The sequence below is a fragment of the Novosphingobium sp. LASN5T genome (genome assembly GCF_003856955.1).
Lineage (GTDB): Bacteria > Pseudomonadota > Alphaproteobacteria > Sphingomonadales > Sphingomonadaceae > Novosphingobium.
The window spans coordinates 23,195-48,009 of record NZ_RQSI01000006.1 but is presented as its reverse complement, the minus strand read 5'-3'; the positions used below and the strand labels follow the sequence as shown (position 1 = coordinate 48,009).

General features: G+C 67.2%; 25 protein-coding genes. 12 read left to right on the top strand and 13 right to left on the bottom strand.

The features are described 5' to 3' along the window. Window positions 1-282: 282 nt before the first annotated feature. The 3 genes from EH199_RS06205 to EH199_RS06195 all read left to right on the top strand — a co-directional run bounded on the left by EH199_RS06205 (window position 283) and on the right by EH199_RS06195 (window position 3,597). On the top strand, window positions 283-1,899 hold the full coding sequence (locus EH199_RS06205) for a phosphoenolpyruvate carboxykinase (RefSeq protein ID WP_223806499.1): 1,617 nt from the start codon (window positions 283-285) through the stop codon (window positions 1,897-1,899). A gap of 84 nt (window positions 1,900-1,983) precedes the next feature. Beyond that, window positions 1,984-2,430, top strand: coding sequence for a hypothetical protein (locus EH199_RS06200; RefSeq protein WP_124808410.1), 447 nt, complete (start codon window positions 1,984-1,986; stop codon window positions 2,428-2,430). Window positions 2,431-2,577: 147 nt separating this feature from the next. After that, window positions 2,578-3,597, top strand: coding sequence for a VacJ family lipoprotein (locus EH199_RS06195; RefSeq protein WP_190287161.1), 1,020 nt, complete (start codon window positions 2,578-2,580; stop codon window positions 3,595-3,597). A gap of 6 nt (window positions 3,598-3,603) precedes the next feature. On the opposite strand, the gene EH199_RS06190 is transcribed toward EH199_RS06195, so the two are convergent. Continuing rightward, on the bottom strand, window positions 3,604-4,194 hold the full coding sequence (locus EH199_RS06190) for a J domain-containing protein (RefSeq protein ID WP_124808408.1): 591 nt from the start codon (window positions 4,192-4,194) through the stop codon (window positions 3,604-3,606). 40 nt (window positions 4,195-4,234) lie between these two features. On the opposite strand from EH199_RS06190, the gene EH199_RS06185 reads away from it, so the two are divergent. Genes EH199_RS06185 through EH199_RS06165 form a run of 5 tightly spaced genes read left to right on the top strand, consistent with a single transcriptional unit; the run spans window position 4,235 to window position 7,986 of the window. Further along, window positions 4,235-4,507 carry a BolA family transcriptional regulator gene (locus EH199_RS06185; RefSeq protein WP_124808407.1) on the top strand — a complete coding sequence of 91 codons (273 nt, stop codon included), beginning with the start codon at window positions 4,235-4,237 and terminating at the stop codon, window positions 4,505-4,507. After that, the gene (locus EH199_RS06180; RefSeq protein WP_124808406.1) at window positions 4,504-4,974 is read left to right on the top strand and encodes an NUDIX hydrolase; all 471 of its coding nucleotides are present in this window, start codon (window positions 4,504-4,506) and stop codon (window positions 4,972-4,974) included. The genes EH199_RS06185 and EH199_RS06180 overlap by 4 nt, the downstream gene beginning before the upstream one ends. 54 nt (window positions 4,975-5,028) lie before the next feature. Then, window positions 5,029-5,853: an SDR family NAD(P)-dependent oxidoreductase gene (locus EH199_RS06175; RefSeq protein ID WP_124808405.1), complete on the top strand. Its 825-nt coding sequence runs from the start codon at window positions 5,029-5,031 to the stop codon at window positions 5,851-5,853. Between the two features lie 5 nt (window positions 5,854-5,858). Next, entirely contained in the window at window positions 5,859-6,770 is a 912-nt protein-coding gene (locus EH199_RS06170; protein ID WP_124808404.1) for an alpha/beta fold hydrolase, read from the top strand. Further along, window positions 6,763-7,986 carry a low temperature requirement protein A gene (locus EH199_RS06165; RefSeq protein WP_124808403.1) on the top strand — a complete coding sequence of 408 codons (1,224 nt, stop codon included), beginning with the start codon at window positions 6,763-6,765 and terminating at the stop codon, window positions 7,984-7,986. Before EH199_RS06170 ends, EH199_RS06165 begins: the two co-directional genes overlap by 8 nt. Window positions 7,987-8,014: 28 nt before the next feature. On the opposite strand, the gene EH199_RS06160 is transcribed toward EH199_RS06165, so the two are convergent. Then, window positions 8,015-9,097 (bottom strand): DUF2332 domain-containing protein, encoded by a 1,083-nt coding sequence (locus tag EH199_RS06160; RefSeq protein ID WP_124808402.1) that lies wholly within the window; start codon window positions 9,095-9,097, stop codon window positions 8,015-8,017. 50 nt (window positions 9,098-9,147) lie between these two features. Between EH199_RS06160 and hisG the strand changes: the two genes are divergently transcribed. The 3 genes from hisG to nusB are packed head-to-tail and all read left to right on the top strand — an operon-like array spanning window position 9,148 to window position 11,578. Beyond that, window positions 9,148-9,831, top strand: coding sequence for an ATP phosphoribosyltransferase (gene hisG / locus EH199_RS06155; RefSeq protein WP_124808401.1), 684 nt, complete (start codon window positions 9,148-9,150; stop codon window positions 9,829-9,831). Further along, entirely contained in the window at window positions 9,831-11,120 is a 1,290-nt protein-coding gene (hisD, locus tag EH199_RS06150) for a histidinol dehydrogenase (protein ID WP_124808400.1), read from the top strand. The genes hisG and hisD overlap by 1 nt, the downstream gene beginning before the upstream one ends. After that, the gene (gene nusB / locus EH199_RS06145; RefSeq protein ID WP_124808399.1) at window positions 11,117-11,578 is read left to right on the top strand and encodes a transcription antitermination factor NusB; all 462 of its coding nucleotides are present in this window, start codon (window positions 11,117-11,119) and stop codon (window positions 11,576-11,578) included. Before hisD ends, nusB begins: the two co-directional genes overlap by 4 nt. Window positions 11,579-11,632: 54 nt before the next feature. Here nusB and fghA read toward each other — a convergent pair whose 3' ends face one another. The 8 genes from fghA to EH199_RS06105 all read right to left on the bottom strand — a co-directional run bounded on the left by fghA (window position 11,633) and on the right by EH199_RS06105 (window position 19,384). Further along, window positions 11,633-12,484, bottom strand: a complete 852-nt coding sequence (gene fghA, locus EH199_RS06140) for an S-formylglutathione hydrolase (RefSeq protein WP_124808398.1) — start codon at window positions 12,482-12,484, stop codon at window positions 11,633-11,635. Between the two features lie 4 nt (window positions 12,485-12,488). Beyond that, on the bottom strand, window positions 12,489-12,860 hold the full coding sequence (locus EH199_RS06135; RefSeq protein WP_124808397.1) for a VOC family protein: 372 nt from the start codon (window positions 12,858-12,860) through the stop codon (window positions 12,489-12,491). A 102-nt stretch (window positions 12,861-12,962) separates the two neighbouring features. Further along, window positions 12,963-14,429 carry a D-alanyl-D-alanine carboxypeptidase/D-alanyl-D-alanine-endopeptidase gene (dacB, locus tag EH199_RS06130; RefSeq protein WP_223806498.1) on the bottom strand — a complete coding sequence of 489 codons (1,467 nt, stop codon included), beginning with the start codon at window positions 14,427-14,429 and terminating at the stop codon, window positions 12,963-12,965. 134 nt (window positions 14,430-14,563) lie between these two features. Then, window positions 14,564-16,099, bottom strand: coding sequence for a SulP family inorganic anion transporter (locus EH199_RS06125; protein ID WP_124808396.1), 1,536 nt, complete (start codon window positions 16,097-16,099; stop codon window positions 14,564-14,566). Next, the gene (locus EH199_RS06120; protein ID WP_124808395.1) at window positions 16,096-16,791 is read right to left on the bottom strand and encodes a carbonic anhydrase; all 696 of its coding nucleotides are present in this window, start codon (window positions 16,789-16,791) and stop codon (window positions 16,096-16,098) included. The genes EH199_RS06125 and EH199_RS06120 overlap by 4 nt, the downstream gene beginning before the upstream one ends. Window positions 16,792-16,917: 126 nt before the next feature. Then, complete coding sequence (locus EH199_RS06115; protein WP_223806497.1) at window positions 16,918-18,252, bottom strand: ATP-binding protein; 1,335 nt, start codon at window positions 18,250-18,252, stop codon at window positions 16,918-16,920. After that, the gene (locus EH199_RS06110) at window positions 18,249-18,962 is read right to left on the bottom strand and encodes a response regulator transcription factor (RefSeq protein WP_124808394.1); all 714 of its coding nucleotides are present in this window, start codon (window positions 18,960-18,962) and stop codon (window positions 18,249-18,251) included. The genes EH199_RS06115 and EH199_RS06110 overlap by 4 nt, the downstream gene beginning before the upstream one ends. A gap of 146 nt (window positions 18,963-19,108) precedes the next feature. After that, window positions 19,109-19,384 (bottom strand): hypothetical protein, encoded by a 276-nt coding sequence (locus EH199_RS06105; protein WP_124808393.1) that lies wholly within the window; start codon window positions 19,382-19,384, stop codon window positions 19,109-19,111. 161 nt (window positions 19,385-19,545) lie between these two features. Between EH199_RS06105 and EH199_RS06100 the strand changes: the two genes are divergently transcribed. After that, window positions 19,546-20,505, top strand: coding sequence for an alpha/beta fold hydrolase (locus EH199_RS06100; protein WP_223806496.1), 960 nt, complete (start codon window positions 19,546-19,548; stop codon window positions 20,503-20,505). Window positions 20,506-20,511: 6 nt separating this feature from the next. Here EH199_RS06100 and EH199_RS06095 read toward each other — a convergent pair whose 3' ends face one another. The 3 genes from EH199_RS06095 to EH199_RS06085 form a co-directional block, all read right to left on the bottom strand. Further along, complete coding sequence (locus EH199_RS06095; RefSeq protein ID WP_223806509.1) at window positions 20,512-22,110, bottom strand: sulfotransferase; 1,599 nt, start codon at window positions 22,108-22,110, stop codon at window positions 20,512-20,514. A gap of 304 nt (window positions 22,111-22,414) precedes the next feature. After that, window positions 22,415-24,025: an NAD(P)/FAD-dependent oxidoreductase gene (locus tag EH199_RS06090; RefSeq protein ID WP_124808391.1), complete on the bottom strand. Its 1,611-nt coding sequence runs from the start codon at window positions 24,023-24,025 to the stop codon at window positions 22,415-22,417. A gap of 139 nt (window positions 24,026-24,164) precedes the next feature. Then, complete coding sequence (locus EH199_RS06085; RefSeq protein WP_158454022.1) at window positions 24,165-24,800, bottom strand: TetR family transcriptional regulator C-terminal domain-containing protein; 636 nt, start codon at window positions 24,798-24,800, stop codon at window positions 24,165-24,167. Window positions 24,801-24,815 lie beyond the last annotated feature (15 nt).

Genomic DNA, 24,815 nt, shown 5'->3' with positions numbered 1-24,815 from the left:
AATCGCCCATCGAAGTTCCGGCAAGGCGGCGCCTGTCGATAGCCCCATCGCAGGGTCGTTACAGACGCAACCTGCCCGCCGCACAAATTGTGCATCGCAGCACCATTTATTGCAAAAAACGCAACTATCGTGCAAAAAACTGCACATTTCGCGGGATTTGACGCGATGCCGACCACGCACTATGCGCAATCGGGAATCAACGCATTCGTATTCGCAAAGCGCCGCCCGCGCAGCCCGGAAATGACCCCGGTCCCGCAGGCAGTGCAGCATGGGAGACCCAATGTGTCCGATAGCCGCCTGAACGTGCCCCTTTCGCAGCAGGGCTTCCCCGAACCGGCCGAACTCTTCGCCAACCTGGGCACAGCTCCGCTGGTCGAGCACGCCGTTCGCAATGGCGAGGGCCTGCTCGCCGCCGAAGGCCCGTTCGTGGTCGCCACCGGAAAGCACACCGGGCGTTCGGCCAAGGACAAGTTCATCGTCAAGGATGCCGAAACCGAAAACACGGTGTGGTGGGGCAAGACCAACGTTGCCATGACGCCGGAACACTTTGCCGCGCTGAAGGCTGATTTCCTGAAGGCGCTGGCCGAAAAGGACCGGCTCTACGTGGCCGACCTGTTCGGCGGTTCGCAGCCGGAACACCGCGTCAACGTGCGTGTCATCAACGAACTGGCCTGGCATAACCTGTTCATCCGCACGCTGCTGGTCCGCCCGAGCGAAAGCGAACTCGCCACGTTCGCGCCCGAATACACGATCATCGACCTGCCCAGCTTCCGTGCCGACCCCGAGCGCCACGGCAGCCGCAGCGAAACCGTGATCGCGGTCAACTTCACCGAAAAGCTCATCCTGATCGGCGGCACGGCCTATGCCGGCGAAATGAAGAAGTCGGTGTTCGGCATCCTCAACTACCTGCTGCCCGTGAAGGGCGTGATGCCGATGCACTGTTCGGCCAACATCGGCCAGGACGGCAAGACCGCCGTGTTCTTCGGCCTTTCCGGCACCGGCAAGACCACGCTTTCGGCCGACGCCAGCCGCACCCTGATCGGCGATGACGAACATGGCTGGTCCGATACCGCCGTGTTCAACTTCGAAGGCGGCTGCTATGCCAAGATGATCCGCCTTTCGGCCGAAGCCGAACCGGAAATTTTCGCCACCACCAAGCGCTTCGGTACGGTGCTGGAAAACGTGGTGATCGATCCCGACACCCGGCTGCTCGATCTCGACGACAATTCGCTCGCGGAAAACAGCCGCGGTTCCTATCCCATCGATTTCATTCCGAATGCGTCGGAAGAAAACCTGGGGCCGGTGCCCGCCAACCTGATCTTCCTGACGGCGGATGCCTATGGCGTGCTCCCGCCGATCGCGCGCCTCACCCCGGACCAGGCGATGTATCACTTCCTGTCGGGCTACACCGCGCGCGTTGCGGGCACCGAAATCGGCGTGACCGAACCGGAAGCGACCTTCTCCACCTGCTTCGGCGCACCGTTCATGCCGCGCCACCCCTCGGTCTATGGCAACCTGCTGAAGGAACGCATCGCCAAGGGCGGCGTGAAATGCTGGCTGGTCAACACCGGCTGGTCGGGCGGCAAGGCGACGATGGAAGGCATCAAGCGCATGCCGATCAAGGCGACGCGCGCGCTGCTCAACGCCGCGCTGGACGGCAGCCTGAACGACGCCCAGTTCAGCAAGGACCCGAACTTCGGCTTCGAAGTGCCGGTTGCGGTGCCGGGCGTGGACAGCAAGCTGCTCGATCCGCGCGCAAGCTGGGCCGATGCGGAGGAATACGATCGCACAGCGCAGACGCTGGTCCGCCAGTTCATCGACAACTTCGCGCAGTTCGCCGATCACGTCGATGAAAGCGTCCGCCAGGCTGCCCCGGTCTCCGCGACCGAAGCGGCCTGAGACCTGCCGGGAACCCTGGTGCCCTGACCCGCGGGCCGGAGCCATCAGGGTTCCGGCTCCAGGGTCACCAGCACTTCCCGGACCATGCCGACCGACGATCCCACCCCGTTCCGCACCGACGCGGCCGTGCGCCGTGTGGGTCAGGGCTTGCTGGACCATTCGCTTGCCAAGGCGGAATGGACGCACGAAGCGCACCTCGCCGCGTGCCTGTGGCTGTTGCGCGAACGCCCTGATATCGTTCCCGAACGCGATCTTCCCGCGATCATCAGTGCGTACAACGTCGCGGTCGGCGGCGAGAATACGGACAGCGCCGGCTATCACGAGACGCTGACCCAGCTTTACGTCACCGCCATCCGCCAGTTCGCGGCTGCCCTGCCGCCGGAGACTCCGCTGGCCGATGCCGTTCACCGCTTGCTGGAAAGCGAGATAGCGGCGCGCGACTGGCCGCTGCGGTTCTACTCGCGCGACCGCCTGTTTTCCGTCGAAGCGCGCCGCCGGTTCGTGGAGCCCGATCTCCAACACTTGGGCTAAGTCAGCACAAGTTCGGTCGAATTTGCAGCGCAGGTTCGTTGCGCTGGCATGAAACTGGTGTCAGAATGGCACCTTGCAGGTCGATCATCGGGACGGGGGCAGCCGTTGATGATACTTGCGCCTACCAACGCTCGACAGGACTGCATTTTGATCGTTCCCGTTTCCGCTACCGTGCTCCTGCTAGCCAACGCCTCGTTCGCATCTGAAACCCCGAACCCATCGGTCGAGGCTGCCGCGCCGCAGGTGCCAGGGGACGATGCCACGGCGCCCGTCGTCATATCGACAACGGCGCAGGGAGCGACCGCGCAAGCGTCCGCCGCCCCACCCCCCAAGGCCGATCCGAACGCCATTACCGTGGAGGCAAAGCGTCGCCCCTCACCCACCGATCCGTTCGAGAACATCAACGAGAAGTCGTACGAAGTGGTCCAGGGCGTGGACAAGGCCTTCGTCGCGCCCGTCGCCAGCGTCTATCGCGATGGCTTGCCCGGCCCGCTCCGCGATGGCCTGCACAACGTGCTTTACAACCTGGACGAACCGGTCGCGTTCGTGAACTTCGTGCTCCAGTTGAAGCCGCACAGCGCGCTGAAGACGCTGGGCCGCTTCATGATCAACTCCACGCTCGGCATCGGCGGCCTGTTCGACGTTGCCAAGCGCAAGCCGTTCCACCTTCCCTATCGCCACAACGGCTTCGCCAACACGATGGGCTACTACGGCATCGGCCCCGGCCCTTATGCCTTCCTGCCGATCGTGGGGCCAACCACGCTGCGCGACGGCATCGGCCTGTTCTTCGATCGCGCCTTCATCCCCACGCTGGTGCGCGGGCCATTCAAGCATCCCGCCTATTCGATCGGCGCCAGCGTGGTGCGCTCGCTCGACTACCGAGTGGAGTTCGACGATACGCTGCGCAAGCTGAACATCGAAGCCAAAGACCCTTACGCCGCGACGCGTACGTATTATCTGGCGATGCGGCAGGCGGAGATCGACGCGCTGCACGGCAAGATCACGCCGGTTCCCGATCCGTCCTCGTTCGCGCCCAAGACCCCGGCAGTGCCCGCCCCGGCGCCTGCGCCAGCACCGGAAGCAAGCGCGCCGGCCGCCCCTGCCGCGACGGTGCCAGCGCCGACGGAGGCTCCCGCCGCCCCGCCAGCCGCGCCCACGCAGCCGTAAAGCGGTTCAGGCGAAGGCCCGCGTCGCCTTGAGCCGGTTGTAGGCTTCTACCACCTGCTGCAGCCGCCCTTCGTGGCTGCGGTCGCCACCGTTGCGATCGGGATGATAGCGCCGGACCAGTTCCGAATAGCGCGATCGTAGCGCCCGGCGATCGGCATCGAAAGCCAGCCCCAGCACCTCGTAAGCCGCGCGTTCTTCGGGGCCGATCCCACGCTGCGCCGCCTCCTGCGCGTTGCGATGATCCTGACGGCGCGCCTTCGCCCGCGCCGCGATTGCCTCCAGCGGATCGGCGAAGTCCGCCCAGCGCGGAGCGGCATCGATGCCCGCATCGGGCCGGAACGCGCGGGAATGCGTGTCCCACCCGGCAAGCGGTGATTGCGCGGCCAGAATCTCGTCGGGCGTCATGCCGGCGAAGAAATCATAGCCGGCGTTGAACGCGCGGACGTGATCGAGGCAGAACCAGCGGTAATCGCCGGGGCCGTCGAAGCCCGAAGCGCGCACGCCGGGTGCGCGGAATTCTCCCGGCTGGTCGCAGCCGGGAGCATTGCAAAGGCGCCCTGCATTGTGGACGCGGCCGTGAAACTTGTCTTGCCTCATTGGGCTTTCACATGGTGCCTGACGCGCTAAAACGGAAGACATGACAGGACCGATCGCACAGGAAATCGAACAGAGGCTGAAAGAAGCCTTCCTTCCGCTACGGCTTGCGGTGATCAACGACAGCGCCAGCCACCATGGCCATGCCGGACACGACGGGTCGGGCGAATCGCATTTCACCGTCGAGATCGAAAGCGCGGCCTTTGCCGGCGTTTCCCGGCTGGAGCGGCAGCGCATGGTCAACCGCGCGCTGGGCGATCTGCCGGGGCAACGCGTCCACGCGCTGGCCATCAAGGCGCGGGCGCCCGGCGAATGACGGCAAGCGCCACGGCGCGGCGCATCCGCAGGGCGGCGCGCATCCTGCTGTTCGATACCGATGACCGGCTGTTGCTGTTCCGCTTTACGCCCGAAGGCCGCAGCCCATTCTGGGCCACGCCGGGCGGCGAATGCGATCCGGGCGAGGACTGGGCCGACGCGGCCCGGCGCGAACTGCTGGAGGAAACCGGCATCGTCGCCGATCCCGGCCCGGTGATCGCCGCGCGCGGCAACGATTTCGTGACCTTCGACGGCGAACCCGTCACGGCGGACGAGCGCTATTTCCGTATCCGCGTGTCCGCCGCCGCGATCGATACCAGCGGCCATACGGAACTGGAGCGCCGGCTGATGTGCGAGCACCGCTGGTTCGACAGGGCCGAGCTTGCCGCATGGCCCGAACGCATATTCCCGCCCGAACTGCTCGATCTGCTTGACCGCGACGGCGCCAGCGGGGAACCATCGGCCTGACAAAGCCGCGCCATGCAGAATCGCGGGATCGGATAACGAGAGGAAGCGGAGAGGATGACGTTCAACGGACAAACCGTGTGGATCACAGGCGCATCCTCCGGCATCGGCGCGGCGATGGCGCGGGCGCTGGCGAAGGACGGCGCGCATCTGATCCTGTCCGGCCGTAACGCCGCCGCGCTTGAAGAAGTGGCGGCCGATTGCGGGAATGCGTTGGTGCTGCCTTTCGATGTTGGCGATGCGGACGCGCGCGATGCGGCCGTGGCCGCCGCGTGGGAATGGGCGCTGGCAAGAAGCGGCGGCGTGGACATGCTGGTCAACAATGCCGGGCTCAGCCAGCGTTCGCTCGCAGTCGACACAGCCTTTTCGGTCTATGACCATATCGTAGGCATCGACCTGCTGGCCCCCATCGCGCTGACGCAAGCCCTGCTGCCGCGCATGGTGGAACGGGGCGAAGGTCGTTTTGTCATGATGTCGAGCGTCGCCGGAAAGGTCGGCGTGCCGATGCGGACGGCCTATTGTGCCGCCAAGTTCGGCCTGATCGGCTATGCCGACGCCTTGCGCGCCGAAACCGCGCACCTGGGGCTGAAGGTTCACGTCATTGCGCCGGGTTCGGTCCGCACCAACGTATCGCGCAACGCGATGACCGCCGATGGCAGCCTGCGCGGCGCCAGCGATCACGCGATCGAGAACGGCATCGCGCCGGAGGATGCCGTTGCCGAGATGCTGGCGGCAATCCTGCGCGATGAACGCGAAATCGTGATCGCGCGCGGGATCGAGCAGCAGATGGGCGAGCTGCGCCGCACGCCCGACGCGCTGTTTGACCAGGTCGCCGCGATGATGGCCGCCGGGTACGCGGAAAAGATGCAACGGGAGGGGTAACCAGCATGGAACAGCAGCGGATCACGCTTGCCAACGGAATCGAACTGGACGTGGTGGACGTGGGGCCAAGGGATGCCCCGGTCCTGATCTTCCTGCACGGCTTTCCCGAATCGCACCGCACCTGGCGCCACCAGGTTGCGCATCTTTCGGCGCGCTATCGCTGCATCGCGCCCGACCAGCGCGGTTATCGCGGATCGTCCAAGCCCGAAGGCGTCGAAAACTACACGCCGGACAAGCTGATCGGCGATATCTTCCTGCTGGCGGACGCGCTGGGCGTCGACAAGTTCACCGTGCTCGGCCACGACTGGGGCGGCGCGATCGCCTGGGGCGTGGCGTTGATGGGCCAGGGCACGCGCGTGACGCGCGCGGTGATCGCCAACGCCCCGCACCCCGGTGTGTTCCAGAAGCTGCTCTATCTCGATCCCGTCCAGCGCGCGGCCAGCCAATACATGCGCGCCTTCCGCGATCGGGCGAACGACGCGCTGGTGCGCGAACATGGCCTTGCCGCGCTGCTGATGAAGGCGCTCGACTGGAAGCGGTCGCCAGTGATGGAGCCGGAAGAACGCGATGCATTGATGCGGGACTGGCAGGATGCCGACGCGAGCATCGCGATGCTCAACTGGTATCGCGGCAGCCCCATCGACGTGCCCCCGCTCGACGCGCCCTATGCGCTGCCGGACGGCTTCACGCCGCCGCCGCTGCCACCGCTCAACATCCCGACGCTGGTGATCTGGGCGCTCGACGATCTGGCACTGCCGCCCGCCAATCTCGAAGGGCTGGAGTCCGGTATCCCCGATCTGACGATCGAAAGGATTCCCGATTGCGGGCACTTCGTGCCATGGGAAGCGCCCGAGGAAGTGAACGCGGCGATCGACAGCTTCTTCGCCCGTACCGAATTCAAGAGGTCCGATGGCTGAACAGCACGAGCAAGCCCCCTCCGGCAAGCGCCCGCTGATGCGCAATCATGGCGGTGGGCACGCCCCGGTAAGCAACCTCGAACTGTTCTTCGATCTCGTTTACGTCTTCGCGATCACGCAGCTTTCGCACACCTTGCTGCACCATCTTTCGTGGATGGGGCTGCTGGAAGCGGCCTGCCTGTTCCTGGCGGTGTGGTGGGCGTGGATCTACACCGCCTGGGTCACCAACTGGACCGATCCGGAACGCGGGCCGGTGCGGTTGATGCTGATCGCGGTAATGCTGGGCAGCCTGCTGGTTTCGGTCGCCCTGCCCGATGCGTTCGGCGAAACCGGCCTGCTGTTCGCGGCGAGCTACGTCGCTGTCCAGCTCGGCCGCTCGCTGATGACGGTGCTGATCATGCGGGACGAGGACCAGGACGCCGCCCGCAACATGACGCGCATCGCGTTCTGGTTCGCGCTGCCCGCGCCGCTGTGGATCGCCGGGGCGCTGGCCGATCCGCATGGCACGCGGATCGCGCTGTGGTTCGCCGCGCTGCTGATCGAATATCTGGGACCGGTGATGTGGTTCCGCACGCCCGGGCTGGGCCGTTCGACTCCGGGCGACTGGAACATCTCGGGCAGCCACATGGCCGAACGCGGCGGGCTGATCGTCATCATCGCGCTCGGTGAAGGCATTGTCGTAACCGGCGCGAACTTTGCCGAGGCCACGCACGATCCGGCGCATGTGCTGGCGTTCCTGCTCGCCTTCATCGGGTCCGTGCTGATGTGGTGGGTCTATTTCGACACGGGCGCCCAGCGCGGGGCGGAGCACATCGAACACCACGCCGAAGCGGGACGCGTGGCGCGCGCGGCCTACACCTACCTGCACATGCCGATCGTGGCCGGAATCGTCGTCAGCGCCGTGGCCGACGCGCTGCTGCTCGAAGAACCGGCTGGTCACACGGAGCCGGGACTGGTGCTGACGCAATGCGGCGGGCTTCTGGTCTATCTGCTCGGCAACGGCCTGTTCAAACGCTTCTCCAGCCCGCTCAGGGTCTTCCCGCCGTCGCATCTGGCGGGCTGCTTTCTGCTCGCCGTGGCGGGCCTGTGGGCATGGCTGATGCATCCCCTGGCGCTGGCCTTCGTCGGCGTGAGCGTCATCGTGCTTGCCGTGGTGGCGGTGTGGGAATGGGGCTCCTATCACGGCGGCTGGAAAAGCCGGTTCGCGCAGGGCTGAACCCGGGCACCGGCTTTCGCCAGCCGGTTCAGCCGCGCCAGTCGATCGAGGTGCCGTGCGGATGCGCCCGCGCCAGCATGCGCGGGGCGCCGTCGCCCGGCCAATAGCGCACGACAAGTTCGTGCAGGTGAATTTCGCGGTTGGCCTCGAGTGCTATCCACGCCAGCGCCTTCTCCGCCGAAGCGCGCGCACCGGCCGCCTCCATGGCGGCGGTAACGCGCTCCTGCTGGTCGACGGGCACATATTGCCAGACGATCGAATGCATCAGCACGCGCGTGGTGCCCGCTGCTTGCGGCCTGGCCAGTTCCGCCTCGACGAAATCGGCGGCGTTCATCTTCACCAGATCGGGCGGAGCGGCGCGCGCGGCATCGATGGCCGCTTCCAGCCGCTGGAAACGCTCGGTCATTTCCGGCCAGACGAACGCCTTGAGCCGCAGGGCCTGCGCCGGGTCCGCCAGATCGACCGGGGCGACGTCGCAGCCGCGCGTGGACGCGATCTCGATGGCGCGCGCCGGCGGTGGCGCGCCCTGCCATACGGGGGCGATCCGCAACGCGCCCGGCTCCGGCCCCACGTTCACGCCGCCCAGCGCATAGTGGTAGCGCGCCAGCATCAGGTTGATCCCGCCGCTCGATCCGATTTCCAGGCACTGTAAGCGCGGCGGCAGGCCCTGGTCGGCCAGCCACAGCATCGCCGCGACGAAATTGGCGGAGCGCCCCGCCTCGTTGGTCTGCGGAGGCCCATCGAGCCAGGGCTGAAGGTCCGCGTCATGCGCGGCGATCACCCCCGCGATGATCGCCGCGTCGTCGATGTCCTGCGCCCCGGCGTAGAGTGCGGCCAGCGCCGGCGCGCGGCCGGACAGGTGCAGCCCATGAAGCGCGCCCGCCACGCGCAACGGCAGCGCATCGGCCAGCGGCGCGCCCTGCCACCCGCGAATCCGGTCGAGCAGCGGCCCGCGTTCCCCGCGCTCCAGCAGTTGCGCCACTGCGGCGCAGACCCGCGCGGTCACCGGCGCGCCGGCATTCAGGCAATAGGCGACCTGGTTGGCGAAGGCGGTGGCGATGGCATCCATGCCCGTCGCCTGCATATCGACGAATTCATATTTTCCTGTCATCGCCAGCTTTCCTTGCCCTTTGCGCCCGCTCGCCATATGGGCGGCCGGTTATGACTCCAGCCGCACCGACCGCTTCGCAGCTCGTCTTTGCCCTGCCCAAGGGCCGCATCCTCGATGAAGCGTTGCCCCTGCTCGCGCAAGCCGGGGTGGTGCCCGAGCCGGAGTTCCATGACAAGAACTCCCGCGCGCTGAGCTTCGCGACGAACCAGCCGGACGTGAAGATCATCCGCGTCCGCGCCTTCGACGTGGCGACGTTCGTGGCGCATGGCGCGGCGCAGGCCGGCATCGTCGGGTCCGACGTGATCGATGAGTTCGACTATGCCGATCTTTACGCGCCGGTCGATCTCGATATCGGGCATTGCCGGCTTTCCGTGGCCGAGCCGGTCGCGGTGGACGGGGCGGCGGACGTGACCCGCGAAAGCCACGCCCGCGTCGCCACCAAGTATCCCAACCTCACGCGGCGGCACTTCGAGAAGCTGGGCGTGCAGGCCGAAGTGGTGAAGCTCAACGGCGCGATGGAGCTGGCGCCCTCGCTGGGGCTGGCCAGCCGCATCGTGGACCTCGTTTCCACCGGCCGCACGCTGAAGGACAACGGCCTTGTCGAAACCAGCCGGATCATGCCGGTTTCGGCGCGGCTGATCGTCAACCGCGCCGCGCTGAAGACCGACAGCGCCCGGCTGGGCGGCCTGATCGATGCGTTTCGCGCGCTGGTGGCGGAAAGGAAGGCGGCCTGATGCTCCGGCTCAAGTCCAGCGATCCCGATTTCGGCAGGGCCTTCACCCGGCTGGTCAAGGACCGGCGCGAAAGCGACGAGAACGTCGCACGCGACGTGCAGACGATCATCGAGGACGTGCGCCTGCGCGGCGATGCGGCGCTGGCCGAATATACCGAGCGGTTCGACAACCACCTGCCCGGCGATGACGACTGGCGCATCGCGCCCGAGGCGTGCCGCGACGCGTTCGAGACGCTGGCGCCAGACTTGCGCGCAGCGCTGGAACTGGCCGCCCAGCGCATCCGCACCTACCACGAGGCACAACGGCCGCAGGATCGCGACTACGTCGATGATGCCGGCATCCGGCTCGGCGCGAAGTGGCGGGCGGTCGATGGCGCGGGGCTTTACGTGCCGGGCGGCCGCGCCGCCTATCCATCGTCCCTGCTGATGAACGCCATTCCCGCCAAGGTCGCGGGCGTGGAGCGGCTAGTCATCGCCACGCCCACCCCCAAGGGCGAGATCAATCCGCTGGTGCTGGCCGCCGCGCACCTTGCCGGGGTGGACGAGGTCTGGCGCGTGGGCGGCGCGCAGGCGATCGCCGCGCTCGCTTATGGCACCGGCCGCATCCGGCCCGTGGACGTCATCACCGGCCCCGGCAATGCCTGGGTGGCCGAAGCCAAGCGACAGCTCTACGGCGTGGTCGGGATCGACATGGTGGCCGGCCCGTCCGAAATCCTCGTGATCGCCGACGCGAAGAATGATCCGCAGTGGATCGCCGCCGATCTGCTCAGCCAGGCCGAGCACGACCCTGCCGCGCAATCGATCCTGATTACCGACGATGCGAAGTTCGCCGACATGGTGGCCGACATGGTGGGGGTGGAGATCGCCATGCTGCCCAAGGCCAAGGTCGCCAAGGCCAGCTGGGACGCGCACGGCGTTATCATCGTCGTCGATTCGCTGGACGAGGCCCCCGCCCTCGCCAATCGCCTTGCCGCCGAACACGTCGAGATCGCGACTGACGATCCCGAAGCGCTGTTCGCCCAGATTCGCCATGCCGGCTCCGTCTTCCTCGGACGTAACACGCCCGAGGCCATCGGCGATTACGTCGCCGGCCCCAACCATGTCCTGCCCACCGGGCGCCGCGCGCGCTTCTCGTCGGGCCTTTCTGTTCTGGATTTCATGAAACGCACCAGCTTCATTGCGGTGAGTGACGCCGGTCTCGATGCCGTCGGCCACGCCGCCATTCAACTTGCCAACGCCGAAGGGCTGACCGCCCATGCCCGCTCGATCGAACTGAGGCTCGGCATATGACCGTCCGCAACGGCCGCGCGCCGGGCCAGGCCCGTTCCGCCGCTCGCCTGGCGGCGGTGCAGGCGCTCTATCAGCTTGAGATGGAAAAGCCCGAGCTGCGGCTGCTGCTGGACGAATTCCACCAGCACCGGCTGGGCGCGGAGATCGAGGACGTCGAGTATCTCGCTGCCGACGTGAGCTTTTTCGACGATATCGTGAAGGGCGTGGACGCCCGCCGCGACGAGATCGACGGCCTGCTCACCGCGCGTCTCGCACAGGGCTGGTCGCTCTCGCGGCTGGATCGCACGATGCACCAGGTGCTGCGCGCCGGCACCTACGAGCTGCTGGCCCGGCGCGACGTGAACGTCGGCACGGTGATCACCGAATACGTCGATGTCGCCCACGCCTTTTTCGAGGAGCGCGAGGCGAAGTTCGTCAACGGTCTGCTCGATGCCGTGGCGAAGGACGTGCGCCAATAGACCCGGATGGCCCTGTCCTCCTCCCGTTACGGAAGGGGGACAGGATAGCGCAACCTAAAGCCGTTCCGCGTGCCAGCGCACGTGGTCTTCCATGAAGGTGGAAATGAAGTTGTAGCTGTGGTCGTAGCCTGGCTGCATCCGCAGCGTGAGCGCCACGTCCGCCGCCTTGCAGGCCGCCTCGAACAGTTCGGGCCGAAGCTGTTCGGCGAGGAACTGGTCCGCACCGCCCTGATCAACGAGAATGTCGCCCGCCGGACGCCTGCCGTCCTCGACCAGCGCGGTCGCATCGTGCGCGCGCCACGCGGCCCTGTCATCACCCAGATAGCCGCCCAGCGCCTTGTGGCCCCACGGCACTTGCCCCGGCGCGACAATCGGCGCGAAGGCCGACAGCGACTTGAACTTGTCCGGATAGGTCAGGCCCAGCGTCAGCGCCCCATGGCCGCCCATCGAATGCCCGGTAATGCCCATGCGATCGAGATCGACAGGGAAGTTCGCCGCCAGCAGCGCCGGCAGCTCCTCGGCGATGTAATCCCACATCCGGTAATGCGGCGCGAACGGCGCCTGCGTGGCGTTGACGTAGAAGCCCGCACCCAGCCCGAAATCATAAGCGCCCGCCGGATCGTCGGCCACGCCCTCGCCACGCGGCGAGGTATCGGGCGCGACAAAGACGATGCCGCGTTCGGCGCAGGCCTTGCGGTATTCGCCCTTGTCGGTGACGTTCGCATGCGTGCAGGTCAGCCCCGAAAGGTAGATCAACACCGGCAGCTTGGCGCCCGCCCCTGCTTCTGCCTGCGGGGGCAGGAAGACCGAAAAGGTCATTCCCGTCCCCGTCGCGGTCGAAGCGTGCGCATAGACGCCCAGCGTGCCGCCGTACGCCTTGCTCGTCGAAACCGTCTCAAGCGTCATCCGGTCAGCCCAGAACGTGCAGCGCGCACAGCTTGTTGCCGTCCGGATCGCGCAGATAGGCGAGGTAGTACGGGCTGCCTTCGCGCGGTCCCGGCGGGTCTTCGCACGCCGTGCCGCCATTGGCCACGCCAGCGGCATGCCATGCATTCGCCTGGTCCGGCGTCATCCCGAAACCGACGGTCCCGCCGTTGGCGAAGCAGGCAGGCTTTCCATCGATCGGAAGGGTCAGGATGAAGATGCCCCCGTTGTGCTGGTAGATGAGCCGGCCCTTGGGGTCGGTCACGCCTTCCGGCCCGCCGAACGCGGCGAACGTGGCGTCGTAGAACTTCTTGGAGCGGGCAATGTCATTACTGCCCAACATCACGTGCGTGAACATGCGTATCTCTCCCTTCGCGATAGCAGGAAACGCTTAGAGGGCGTCGGCTCCCGAGGGTCAAGTGCTCTCTTGCGCCCGTCAGTTCAGGCATCAGTTCAGGCGTCAGTTCTGGGCCGCGATCAGTTGCACGGCGCGGTCCAGCGCGGGCAAGGCGGATACGCCATCGGGCACGTCGTTGGCATAGATCGAGAAGATCAGTTCCTGCCCGCTCGCCGCCCGAAGAAAGCCTGAAAGCGCGTTGCTGGCGTTGAGCGAACCGGTCTTGGCGAAGATCGCGCCCTGCAGCGGCGTCGCGGCGAAACGGTTCTTCAGGGTGCCATCCACGCCGCCCACCGGCAGCGTCGCCCGCCACGCCGCGCCCCAGGGCTGGCCGGCGGCCCAGCGCAACAACAGCACCGTCGCGCGCGGGCTGGCGCGGTTGTAGGTCGACATGCCCGAGCCATCGAAAAAGTCGTAGCCGGCGCGCGGCAACCCGGCCTGCGCCAGCACCCCGCGCAGCGCGGCAAGTCCATCGGCCACCGATCCGCTTCCCGAAAGCCGGCCGATCCGCCGCAGCAACAGTTCGGCGTGGAGGTTCTGGCTGTCCTTGTTGATCCGCATCACGTCGGCGGCAAGCGCCGGCGGGGAAAGGCGTGCCAGGAACACGGGTTCCGGCGCCGCGGGCACAGGCCGGGTGCCACGCTGGCGGGGATCGTCAAGCGGCGTGGCGGGACGATGGCGCACGCGGACGGCGCCGGTCACTTTCACGCCGCGCGCTTCCAGCAGGGCACGCAACCGGCTGGCGGCATAGTGCGCGGGATCGTCGATCCCGACGCGATAGCGCCACGACACGCCCGCCGGGATCGTGCCAGCCAGCCGCAATTCGTCTCCGTTCGGCGCGCGGTCGAAGGCCAGCGCCCGCGTACCTCCTTCCACGGTCACGGCTTCGTTGCGCAGGCGATAATAGGGCAGCGTCGCCTGCGGCGTCTGCTCGCCGGCCGCGCCCTGGACCACGAGTTCCAGCGCGTTGTCGTCCAGCGAGAGCGCGGAGATACCGGTGCCGGATTCGGTCACCTGGTTGTTCCAGCTCATGCCGGTGCTCCAGCGCTCGTCCGGGAACCAGCGATCGTCGCCGATCACGTCGCGGACCTTGCGCGTCCGCGCGGCGACCGCATCGGCCAACGTGGCAAGGCAATCCTCGGCACAATCGGGCGCGGAAGACAGGCGGGCATCGCCGTGCCCATAGAGCGCCACGTCGCCGCCCGCTTCCAGCGCCACCGCCGCGCCACCTTGCGCATCCGGCGCGTCGATGCCCGGCAGCATGGCATAGGCCGCGATCGTGGTGAACAGCTTGGTGTTGGATGCGGGGATGAAACGCGCGTCCGGGTTGATCGCCACGATCTCGCGCCCATCCGCCGTCGTGACCAGCAGGCCGAAGCGCGTGCCGGCGGGCGCGGTGGCGAGAACCTGCTCCACCTGATCTTGCAAGCTGGCGGCCTGCGCGGGCGGGGGCGCGGCCAAAGCGGCGGGAACCGGGGTAGCGGCGCAGGCCAGCGCGAGGACAAGACACGGCATGCGCGGGATCATCATGCCATGATGCCCCGCGCTCTGCCGCTTGTCGATGTCCCTTGTTGGGGCCGCAGCGCGTGCCGCGCAAACGAACAAAAAAGACGGGGCGCGTTCTCCCGGAACACGCCCCGCAAGCAACTGCCACCACGGGGATTTCAGGCGGCGGCAGCGATAAGGCGGCGGATGTCCTCCGAACCTTCGACATGAACCGGCGCGCCGGTCTTGCGCCGGCGGGCAAGCCATTCGCTCATCGTTTCGGCGGTCGTGTGGTCCATGCCCTTCAGGCCATCGAGGTCGAGCCGGACCGGACGGTTGGCCGGCAGGCGCTCCAGCGCGCCCGTCAGCTTGGTCAGGCTCAGGAACGTGGCCGTGCCTTCCAGCGCGACGTGCGATTCATGCTCGTCGTGGCTCTCATCCACCTTGAGCTTGAGGTTGCGGCGATAGGGCACCAGTTCGAGCAGCGACATGGCGAGGCCAACCAGAACACCCGTCAGCAGGTCCGTCGCGACCACGAGCACGAAGGTGACGACCCAGATCGCCGCCGGCAGCAGGCCGTGCGCATGGAACAGGTGGCGCACATGATCGAGGCTCACCAGCTTCCAGCCGGTCACCACCAGCACCGCGCCCAGCGCCGCCATCGGCACCTCGCGCAGCAGCCAGGGCAGCAGCGCCACGAAGCCGAGAATCCAGATGCCGTGCAAGACGGTGGACATCCGGGTCTTCGCGCCGGCCTGCACGTTGGCGGAACTGCGGACGATCACACCGGTCATCGGCAGCGCACCGAACACGCCGCACAGGAAGTTGCCCACGCCCTGTGCGCGCAGTTCCTTGTTGTAATCGGTGCGCACGCCATCGTGCATCCGGTCGACCGCCGCCGCCGACAGCAGCGTTTCCGCGCTGGCGATGAAGGCGATGGCCACCGCGGTGACAATCAGGCCGGGGTTGGCCAGCACGCCGAAGACGCCGGTATCGGGCAAGGCGAACGCCGCCGCGATCGATTCCGGCACCTGGATGCGCGCCACGTCCAGCTGGAAGAAGTAGGCGACCAGCGTGGCCGTGACCACGCCCAGCAGCGCCGCCGGCACCAGATTGAGCGAAGCCGGACGCAGCTTTTCCCAGGCGATCATCACGCCGATGGTGAGCAGGCCGATCATCAGCGCGAATTCGGTGGCGCGCAGGCTCCACGGTTCAAGGCCCAGGACGCGGCCGGGAATGGCGGCCAGGTTCTCCATGCCATTGGACAGCGGCTTGGCGTCGAACAGGATGTGGAACTGCCCGACCACGATCAGCGCGCCGATCCCGGCGAGCATCCCGTGGACCACCGCCGGCGAAATCGCGCGGAACAACCCGCCCATGCGCACGACGCCCGCCAGGAACTGCACCAGCCCCGCGATCACCAGCACCGGCCCCAGCGCGGACATGCCGTAATCGCGCACGAATTCGAACACGATCACGGCAAGGCCCGCCGCCGGGCCACTTACCTGCAGGGGCGACCCCGCCAGCATACCCACGACGATGCCGCCGATGATCCCGGTCACCAGTCCCTTTTCGGGCGGCACGCCGGATGCGATCGCGATGCCCATGCACAGGGGCATCGCGACCAGGAACACGACGATCGACGCGGTGAAATCGCGCGCGATGTGCGCGAACGGCCCCCGCCCCACCGTCTGGCTTTCCGCCATCTGGCTCATTCGGCAGCCTCCGCCAGCGGGCCTTCGGCAGAAATGCGGCGCGCGGCCGGCAGGGCGACGGGAAGCGGCTGATCCTCGCGCATCGGCACGAACTGGCCGGTCACGCCGTCCAGCCCCAGCACCTGGCCCGCGTGGATGTCCACGAACCAGCCGTGGAGCGCCATTTCGCCCCGCGCGATCGCGGCGGCGACCGACGGGTGGGTGCGCAAGTGATTGATCTGCGCGATCACGTTCTCAAGACTCAGCGCGCGCACCCGCTCCGTCCCGTGAAGGTGCGGCGAGCCAGTGCTGACAATGTGCTCCGCGGCCGCGCCGTGGCGCAGCCAGGCCGCGACGTTGGGCATCCCGTCGAGCATCGAGGGGTCGGAGAGCGCCTTCATCGCGCCGCAGTCCGAATGGCCGCAGACGATGATGTCGCTGACGCCGAGCGCGGCCACGGCATATTCGACGGTCGAGGAAACGCCGCCGTTCATCGTCGCGAACGGGGGCACGATGTTTCCGGCATTGCGGCACACGAACAGTTCGCCCGGTTCCGCCTGGAGAATATGCTCCGGCACGATGCGCGAATCCGCGCAGGAAATCATCAAGGCCTTGGGTGACTGGCCGTGATGCGCCAGCTTGTGGAACAGTTCGCCCTTGTCGGGGAACACGGTCTTTTCGAAACTGAAGACCCGGCCGATAAGCTCGTTCACGGTCAACTCCTGCAAAACAGAGGATGCCCGGCTCTTTGCACTCCGGGCTTGTCCCCAAGCTAAGCGGGTGGTTTTTCCGTTGTTCCGCAGGACTGTAAGAAATTGTTGCTCCGCAGCAACGGCGGCTCAATCGGGCACGCGTGGCAGACGGATGGTCGCGCGAAGGCCGCCTTGCGGGGCATTGCGCAAATGCAGCCGGCCGTTTTCGGACCGGATTGCGCGGTGGACGATGGGCAAGCCCAACCCCATCCCTGGCGTATCGCGCGAACGGGCATTATCGAGCCGCACGAACGGCTGAAGCACTTCCTCCAGTTGATCGTCGGGGATGCCGGGGCCATCATCGGCCACTTCGATCTCGATAAGATCGCCCCGGTCGCGCACCGCGACGCGGACGTTGCCGCCATAGTGCAGCGCGTTCTCGATCAGGTTGGAAACGGAACGGCGCACGGCCACCGGGCGCGCCACCATGTCCAGACTGTCCGGCCCGGCATAGACCGCATCCGCGCCCCGGTCCGATGCGGCATCGACCAGTGTCTGCACCATGGCCGCCACATCGATGCGCTGCTGCGCGGTGCGATCGTCCCCCGATTCCACGAAGACCTGCAACGAGGCGAGCAGATCGCGCATCTCGTCGATATCGCGGCTCATTTCCTGATGGGCCGCCGGATCGATCGCGGCATTGTCCAGCCGCAATTGCAGCCGCGCCAGCGGCGTGCGCAGATCGTGGCCGATCGCCAGCAGGGTCTGCGATCCCCGCGCCAGCAGCTCGTGGATGCGCAATTGCATGGCGTTGAACGCGTGGATCAGCTCGCGCACTTCGGCCGGGCCGGTCTCGGGCAACGACTGCGGCTGCGCCGAGCCGACCCGGCGCGTTGCCTGCACCAGCGTGGCCAGCGGCCGCAGCGTGGTGCGGAACAGGAACCAGGCCAGCAACGCCAGCAAGGCCGTGGGCAGCACCGTCTGCCCCACACGCCCCAGGTTGAGTGTCCAGGCGGATCGACTGAACGTGCGGAAGGTGAGGTAGGAGCGGTCGGACAGCGTCATCGAACCGCCGATGTCCCCTTGCCCGCGCAAGGGCAGCAGGTGCATCCGCAGATCAACCTTGCCCAGGTCCGGTTCGAACGCCAGCACCTGCGCGCGCAGGCGGGTCAGGCTGACCGTGGTCGGCAGCGTGTCGGGCTGGGCGGACCAGCGGACGCTGAACCGCTCGGTGCTCAGTTCGCGCGCCACAACGCTGCGGTTGGCCGGCTCGGTCCGTTCGATCACGCGATAGGCGATGGTCAGGTGCTCGGCCATGCGCGCGGCATCATCCTCGCGCAGCGCGAAATCGTTGGCGCGATCGAGCACGATCGAATTGGCCACGAAATCGATCGTCGCCACCAGCAGCAGAATCGCGAGCAGCCGGCCGGGCAATCCCATGCCGCCTCCAAACTTCTGCAGGAAGCGGCGAAAACCGTTCAAGCGCGCTCCACCTCGGCGCTCAGCATATAGCCGATGCCCCGCACGGTCACGATCGGCGCCTGCCCGCCGGCGGCGGACAGCTTGCGGCGAAGGCGGCTGACCAGCACGTCCACGCTGCGGTCGGAGCTATCGGCCAGGCGCGTGCGCGACAATTCGATCAGGCGCTCCCGCCCGATCACGCGCTGCGGCTGGCCGAGGAAGGCCGCGAGCAGATCGAACTCCGCGCCGGTGAGGTCGACGATTGCGCCCGAGGGCGAGCGCAGTTCGCGCCGGGCGACCGAGAGCGTCCAGCCCAGGAAGCGGATCTCGCTGGACCGTGGCTCCGCCGCGTCATCCGTGGGGGCGCCATGGCGGCGCAGCACCGCGCCGATCCGCGCGATCAGTTCACGCGTGCCGAAGGGCTTGGCCAGGTAATCGTCCGCGCCCAGTTCCAGCCCCAGCACGCGATCCTCTTCGCTGCCCCGCGCGCTGACGAATATGACCGGCACTTCGCTGGTCTTGCGCAGTCGGCGCAGCAAATCGATACCGCTGGTGCCCGGCAACATGATGTCCAGCACCACGAGGTCAGCCGGCTCGTTTTCCAGCAGCACCCACATTTCGGCGCCGGTCGCGGCGGCGCGGACATGGTAGCCATGTTCGCGCAACGCGCGCGACGTCAACGTGCGCAAGGGCGCATCGTCCTCAACCAGTACGATCGAAGGGGCGGTCATCGGAAGGTATCAACACTCTTCATTGCCGGGGACAATAGGGATTGCGGGTCCACGCCGCAATCATCGCCGTGCGCCAGTTATAGCGGCAGCTGTGCAGCCATGTTCCCGCGTCGCGCCACAGCGCGGGCGGGAACATGGCGCAAACGTCAGTGCGCTGCGTGCCCGGCCGGCACATTTGCGGCCAGACGGCGGGCATCAAGATCGCGTGCGCGATGCGCGGCGCAGGCCACGTCCTTGCCGGGATGCGGATTGCACACCCGCGTCACCGTGGGCGTCGCGTCGGCGACGCGCTTGGCGGAAGGCGCCGCGGCAGGCGCACCGCAGACTATCGCGCGTCCGCCGGCCTGCGCCGCGCAGCCCGGCTGGGCCGAAGGCGAGGAAACAGCGGCGGAGGCCATGGCAACCAGAGTCATAACGATCATCTCAAAACTCCCGAAATACTGATGATTCCGGGCTAACGCATGCGGCATTTCCTGATCCGCTCGCGAATGTGAGGAAGTATTGCTGCCGACACAAAGGCGCGTGAAATCGCACCAGCACCGCCTGTTTCGGGGCTTTCACCATTTCGCTTGCGCTGGAAAACATGGCCGATAGGCTGCTTGCCATGGCCTCGCTCGTCACCGCTTCGCTCGCCACCGCTGCCGCCGTCGTTGGCGGTCTGGTCGGCTGGACCGCTTTCAGCAGCGCACGCGTTTCGCGGATGATTCCGCGGGCGGGAAAAATCGCGGAAGTGGAAGGCGCGCGCCTCCATTACGTCGAACGCGGAACCGGGCGGCCGATCGTGCTGATCCACGGTCTGGGCGGACAGTTGCACAATTTCACGCATTCGCTGGTCTCGCGGCTGGAAAGCGATTTCCGCGTCATCGCGATCGACCGGCCGGGCTACGGCTATTCTGAATACAGCGGTGACGGACTTCCGACCCTGCAAAGGCAGGCGCGCATCGTCGCCAGCTTCATCCGCACGCTGGGCCTCGAAAAGCCGCTGGTGGTCGGGCATTCGCTGGGCGGCGCGCTTGCCCTGCAACTGGCACAGGAGTTCCCCGATCTGATCTCGGGCCTCGTGCTGATATGCCCGCTGACCCAGCCCATCAGCGAGGTGCCGGACGTATTCAAGGGCCTCGTCATCCCCTCGCCCGTCGCCCGCAGGATCGTATCGTGGACGCTGGCGGTGCCGATCGGTCAGCTTCGCGGCGAACAGACATTGGCTGCCGTTTTCGCGCCGGAGACGCCGCCCGCGGATTTCGTCACGGCAGGCGGCGGCGCGCTCGGCCTGCGTCCGTCGGCGGTGTGGAGCACCTCCAGCGAGGCGAGCGGCGTTGGCGACGAGATGGCCGCGCTCGCCGCGCGCTATTCCGAAACACGCACGCCCACGGGAATCCTCTTCGCGCAACAGGACGCGATTCTCGATCCCACGCTGCATGGCGAACGCACGGCCGCGGCGCTGCCCGACGCCACGTTGCGGCTGATCCCCGGCGGCCACATGATCCCGGTCACCGCGCCAGACGCCGTCGCCGCCTTCATCCGCGAACGCGCGGCGGTCTGACCTTTTTCACATCGGGTAGGGATAGCGCTCCAGCACAGGCCCCAACGCGTCCCTGAGAGACCCAAGCCAGGCTTCGTAATGGCGGTGCTGGTCCAGCCCCTCGCGGAAGATCGGCCGGCGCACCTGTTCGGAACTGGCCGTCCGCACCGCGCGCGCGTTTTCGTGAAAGCGCAGGCACGCCGGCTCGAACGGCAGCCCCACATGATCGAGCAGGCGGCGCACCTCGCCCTCGGTATCGGCGACCATCGCTTCGTAGTGAACGCGGTGAACCCGGCCCGGCAGCACCGCGTCGACATGGTCCATCAGCGCGACGTAATCGGCGTAATAGCGACCCATTTCGGCGAGGTCGTAGGAGAACGCCTGGCCGCGCGCGAAGTGCTGCTTGAAGTTGGAAAAGCAGCAGGCCATCGGATGGCGGCGCGCATCGATGATCGTGGCATTGGGCAGTATCAGGTGGATCAGCGGCACGTGCAGCCAGTTGTTGGGCATCTTGTCGATGAACAATGGCCGCCCAGTCCGGCGATGGACACGGGTACGTTCGAGGTATTCGGCCCCCATCGCCGCCAGACGCGCGGGATCAAGCGCGAGCAGGCCGGCAGGATAGTCGTCGCGATCCGCGCCGGCATGATTGCCGGCAATGGCGCGGATGTCCGGCAGTTCCTGCGTGCCTTCGACGGCGGAATGCGATGACAGGATCTGCTCGATCAGCGTCGATCCCGCGCGTGGCATGCCCAGCACGAATATCGGATCGCGCGCCGGATCGCCCTGCCCCGCCCGCGCGGCGAACACATCGGGCGTCAGCATCGCGCGCATCCGCTCCACGCGCCGCGTCGCCGGCACGTGCTCGATCGCGCTGCGGCGCAGGCGGTTGCCCTCGGCATAGTGCGCGAAAGAGGGTTCGTAGGCGCGGGCATCTTCCTGCGCCTTGCCCAGCGCGAAATGCAGATGGAAACGATCCTCGGCCGATAGGTCGTCGCGCGCGAGCGCGGCTTCCATCGCGGCGATATCCTCGGCCCCGAACCGCACGGTCTTGAGGTTGGCCAGACTCCACCAAGCCTCGCCCAGCCGGGGTTCCAGATCGATCGCCCGGCGATAGGCGGCGACGCTGTCGTCCTGCCGGCCCACCGTCTTCAGGCTGTGCCCATAGCTGGTCCAGATGCGCGGCTGGTCCGGGCGAGCCGCCAGAACATCCTCGAACAGATCGACGGCCGCATCCGTCTCTCCGATCATGGTCAGCGCGGCGGCCTTGAGGTTGCCGTAGGCGGGGTGCCCCGGCTCGGCTTCCAGCAAACGTTCAATCTGCTCCAGCGCCTGCGCGAAACGCTGCTGGCGATAGTGGACAAGCGCAAGGTTGAAGCGCGCTGGAGCGAACGTGGGGGCGATCTCCAGCGCATGTTCCAGAAGCGTGCGCGCATCGTCGTAGCGGCCGATCCGCCCCGCTACTTCGGCCAGCATCCGCAGCGCCGCTATATCGCGGTCATCCTCGCGCAAGTGCGCCTTGAGCAGGCGTTCGGCGATGGGGATGTCATTGGCGACCAGCGCCTGCGCCGCCTGCTGGAGACGGGGATGGTGGACCGAGGCGCGCAGTTCCGCCGCCTGCGCCATGCCCACGCCCGCGAAATCCCCGGCCTGCGCCAGTTGCGCCGCCAACAGACGCCAGACATCGGGCCTCAGCGGGTCTTTCGACAACGCTTGCCGCAGCGCCGCGATCGAGGGACCGACCTTCCCCTGCGCCGCCAGCGCCTCGCCCAGCACGGCCAGCGTCGCCGCGTGGCCCGGCACGACACGCAGGATTTCGGCTGCCTGGCGCGCGGCCAGCGACGGCGCGCGGCCGAGAAGCTCCCGGGCGTGGGCCAGGGCCTCCTCGACCGAGGGCGTCGTCGGCGCCGCGCTCACGCCGGCCGATGCCTCATGCCGCGCGGGTCAGGCGCCGCCACAGGCTTTTCTCGCCGAGAATCTCGCGCGCGGCGTTGTGGCCGGGCGCACCGGTCACCCCGCCGCCGGGATGGGTGCCGGCACCGCACAGGTACAGGCCCTTGAGCGGCCCGCGATAGGCGCCGTTGCCCAGGAACGGGCGGGCCGACCACAGCTGATCGAGCGACATGTTGCCGTGCATGATATCCCCGCCCGTCAGGCCGAACTTGCGTTCGAGATCGAGCGGCGAATGAATCTGCCGCGCGAGGACCGATGCCTTGAAGCCCGGCGCCCAGCGTTCGACCGTATCGATGATAAGATCCGCCGCTTGCTCGCGCGCGTCGTCCCAGCTGCCGCCATCGGGCAGTTCGGGAGCGAATTGCTGGCAAAACAGGCTGGCGACATGCTGCCCCGGAGGCGCGAGACTGTCGTCCACGGTCGAGGGGATCAGCATTTCGACGATCGGCTCCCGCGCCATGCCGGTCAGCTTGGCGTCGATATAGGCGCGGTCCATGTAGTCCAGCGTCGGCGCGATGATGATGCCCGACTGGTGGTGCTCGCCCGGTTCCGGCAGGCAGGCGAAGCGCGGCAATTCCGACAGCGCCACGTTCATCCGGAAGGTGCCCGAACCGACCTTGAAGCCCTTCACACGGCGACGGAACTCAGGCTCGAGATCCTCGGACGCGATCAAGTGATCATAGAGCAGGCGCGGGCCGACGTTGGAGACCACAGCGCCGCCCATGACTTCCGCGCCGCCTTCCAGCTTCACGCCCACCGCGCGGCCATTGTCGACCAGCACGCGCGCCACCGGCGCTTCCAGCGTGATCTCCACGCCGGCTTCCTCGCACGCCGCGCGCATCGCCTGGGTGATCGCGCCCATGCCGCCGATGGCGTGGCCCCAGGCCCCCTTCTTGCCGTTCACCTCGCCGAAGACGTGGTGCAGCAGGACATAGGCGGAACCGGGCGTATCCGGGCTGGCGAAGTTGCCGACCACCGCGTCGAAGCCGAACGCGGCCTTGACCGCTTCGCTTTCGAACCAGGAATCGAGGAACGTGCGCGCGGACTTGGTGAACAGGTCCAGCACGTCGCGCTGCTGCGACAGGCTGAGCTTGGCCAACCCACGGCCCTGACGTGCCGCGGAAATCAGGGTGTGCAGGCCCTCGCCCATATTGGGCGGCGATTTCAGGGCCAGATCGCGCAGCACGTCGGCCACGGTTTCCAGCGCCTCGTAATAGCCCGGCAGGGCATCGGCATCGTGCTTGGAAAAGCGGCGGAATTCGGCCTGGGTGCGCTCCAGCCCGCCACCCAGCTTCAGGTAGCCGCCATCGGGCTGGGGCAGGAAGTTGGAAATCGGCCGCTCCACGATGCGCAGGCCGCGTTCGGCCAGCCGCATGTCGGCAATGACCTTGGGCTGCAGCAGGCTGACGGTGTAGCTCGCTACCGAATTGCGGAAGCCGGGATGGAACTCCTCGGTCACGGCCGCGCCGCCCACGATCGGGCGGCGTTCCAGCACGCGCACCGATTTGCCCGCACGGGCCAGATAGTAGGCGCAAACAAGGCCATTGTGGCCGCCGCCGATGATTACGGCGTCATACTGCTTGGTCATAGTGCGGCTCCATAAGCAAGGCCCCATACCACATCAGGGCCTGCGTTCCCCAACAGCGGCGCGCCGGCTATTCCGACACGCCCCGCATCTTGTTGTACATTCGTACAACAACGTTTCCGGCAACGCAAGCAGGCATCTTTCACGCGCAAAAAAGGCGTTTGGCCGTCACCTCGCACAGCGCGATGCAGCGATCTTTGGGGGTGCGCTCCTCCGACAGATAGAATTCGATCCACAGGCCATCGAGCACGGCCGAAAGGACCGCGATCGAATCGACGATGGGCACGGCCTGTCCGGCCCCCGGCAATTGCCGGACGATTCGCTCCATCAGCGCGCGCTGGCGGGCGTTGAAGCGGGCGCTGACGATGGCGAAGTCCTCGCGCCCGCGCGCGAGTTGCCAGAACGCCATCCACGCGCCGATCACGTCCGCGCTGGCCCATTCCTTAGAGAAAGCGGCCTGGAAAAAGCGCGAGAGCGCGGCCCACGGGGTCGTCCCGATCTCCCCCACCTGTTCCTCCAGATGGGTGATAAGCTGATCGCACAGCAGTTCGTACGTCTCGAACAGGAGATTGTCGGGCTTCTGGAAATAGTGCCGCAGCAAGCCGTGCGAGACGCCCGCCTGCCGGCAGATTTCGCGCCCGGTCGCGCCGCGCGGACCCAGCCGCGCAAGGCAGCTTACGGTAATCGCCAGCAGGTCCTGCCGCCGCACGGTGGGTGGCTGACGCTTGGCGCGCGGCTTGCGCGGCGGACGTTCGGCAATGGCGGCGGCTTCGGTCATTCTGGTCCCCGGACG

Coding starts and splice junctions, on each gene's coding strand:
- EH199_RS06190 (WP_124808408.1), bottom strand. CDS start 4,194: ATGAGGCAAGACAAGTTTCACGGCCGCGTCCACAATGCAGGGCGCCTT.
- EH199_RS06160 (WP_124808402.1), bottom strand. CDS start 9,097: ATGACAGGAAAATATGAATTCGTCGATATGCAGGCGACGGGCATGGAT.
- fghA (WP_124808398.1), bottom strand. CDS start 12,484: ATGACGCTTGAGACGGTTTCGACGAGCAAGGCGTACGGCGGCACGCTG.
- EH199_RS06185 (WP_124808407.1), top strand. CDS start 4,235: ATGACAGGACCGATCGCACAGGAAATCGAACAGAGGCTGAAAGAAGCC.
- EH199_RS06175 (WP_124808405.1), top strand. CDS start 5,029: ATGACGTTCAACGGACAAACCGTGTGGATCACAGGCGCATCCTCCGGC.
- EH199_RS06125 (WP_124808396.1), bottom strand. CDS start 16,099: ATGAGCCAGATGGCGGAAAGCCAGACGGTGGGGCGGGGGCCGTTCGCG.
- EH199_RS06200 (WP_124808410.1), top strand. CDS start 1,984: ATGCCGACCGACGATCCCACCCCGTTCCGCACCGACGCGGCCGTGCGC.
- EH199_RS06090 (WP_124808391.1), bottom strand. CDS start 24,025: ATGACCAAGCAGTATGACGCCGTAATCATCGGCGGCGGCCACAATGGC.
- EH199_RS06170 (WP_124808404.1), top strand. CDS start 5,859: ATGGAACAGCAGCGGATCACGCTTGCCAACGGAATCGAACTGGACGTG.
- EH199_RS06165 (WP_124808403.1), top strand. CDS start 6,763: ATGGCTGAACAGCACGAGCAAGCCCCCTCCGGCAAGCGCCCGCTGATG.
- EH199_RS06095 (WP_223806509.1), bottom strand. CDS start 22,110: ATGGCGCAGGCGGCGGAACTGCGCGCCTCGGTCCACCATCCCCGTCTC.
- EH199_RS06105 (WP_124808393.1), bottom strand. CDS start 19,384: ATGATCGTTATGACTCTGGTTGCCATGGCCTCCGCCGCTGTTTCCTCG.
- EH199_RS06085 (WP_158454022.1), bottom strand. CDS start 24,800: ATGACCGAAGCCGCCGCCATTGCCGAACGTCCGCCGCGCAAGCCGCGC.
- hisD (WP_124808400.1), top strand. CDS start 9,831: ATGCTCCGGCTCAAGTCCAGCGATCCCGATTTCGGCAGGGCCTTCACC.
- EH199_RS06100 (WP_223806496.1), top strand. CDS start 19,546: ATGGCCGATAGGCTGCTTGCCATGGCCTCGCTCGTCACCGCTTCGCTC.
- EH199_RS06135 (WP_124808397.1), bottom strand. CDS start 12,860: ATGTTCACGCACGTGATGTTGGGCAGTAATGACATTGCCCGCTCCAAG.
- nusB (WP_124808399.1), top strand. CDS start 11,117: ATGACCGTCCGCAACGGCCGCGCGCCGGGCCAGGCCCGTTCCGCCGCT.
- EH199_RS06180 (WP_124808406.1), top strand. CDS start 4,504: ATGACGGCAAGCGCCACGGCGCGGCGCATCCGCAGGGCGGCGCGCATC.
- EH199_RS06110 (WP_124808394.1), bottom strand. CDS start 18,962: ATGACCGCCCCTTCGATCGTACTGGTTGAGGACGATGCGCCCTTGCGC.
- dacB (WP_223806498.1), bottom strand. CDS start 14,429: ATGATGATCCCGCGCATGCCGTGTCTTGTCCTCGCGCTGGCCTGCGCC.
- hisG (WP_124808401.1), top strand. CDS start 9,148: ATGACTCCAGCCGCACCGACCGCTTCGCAGCTCGTCTTTGCCCTGCCC.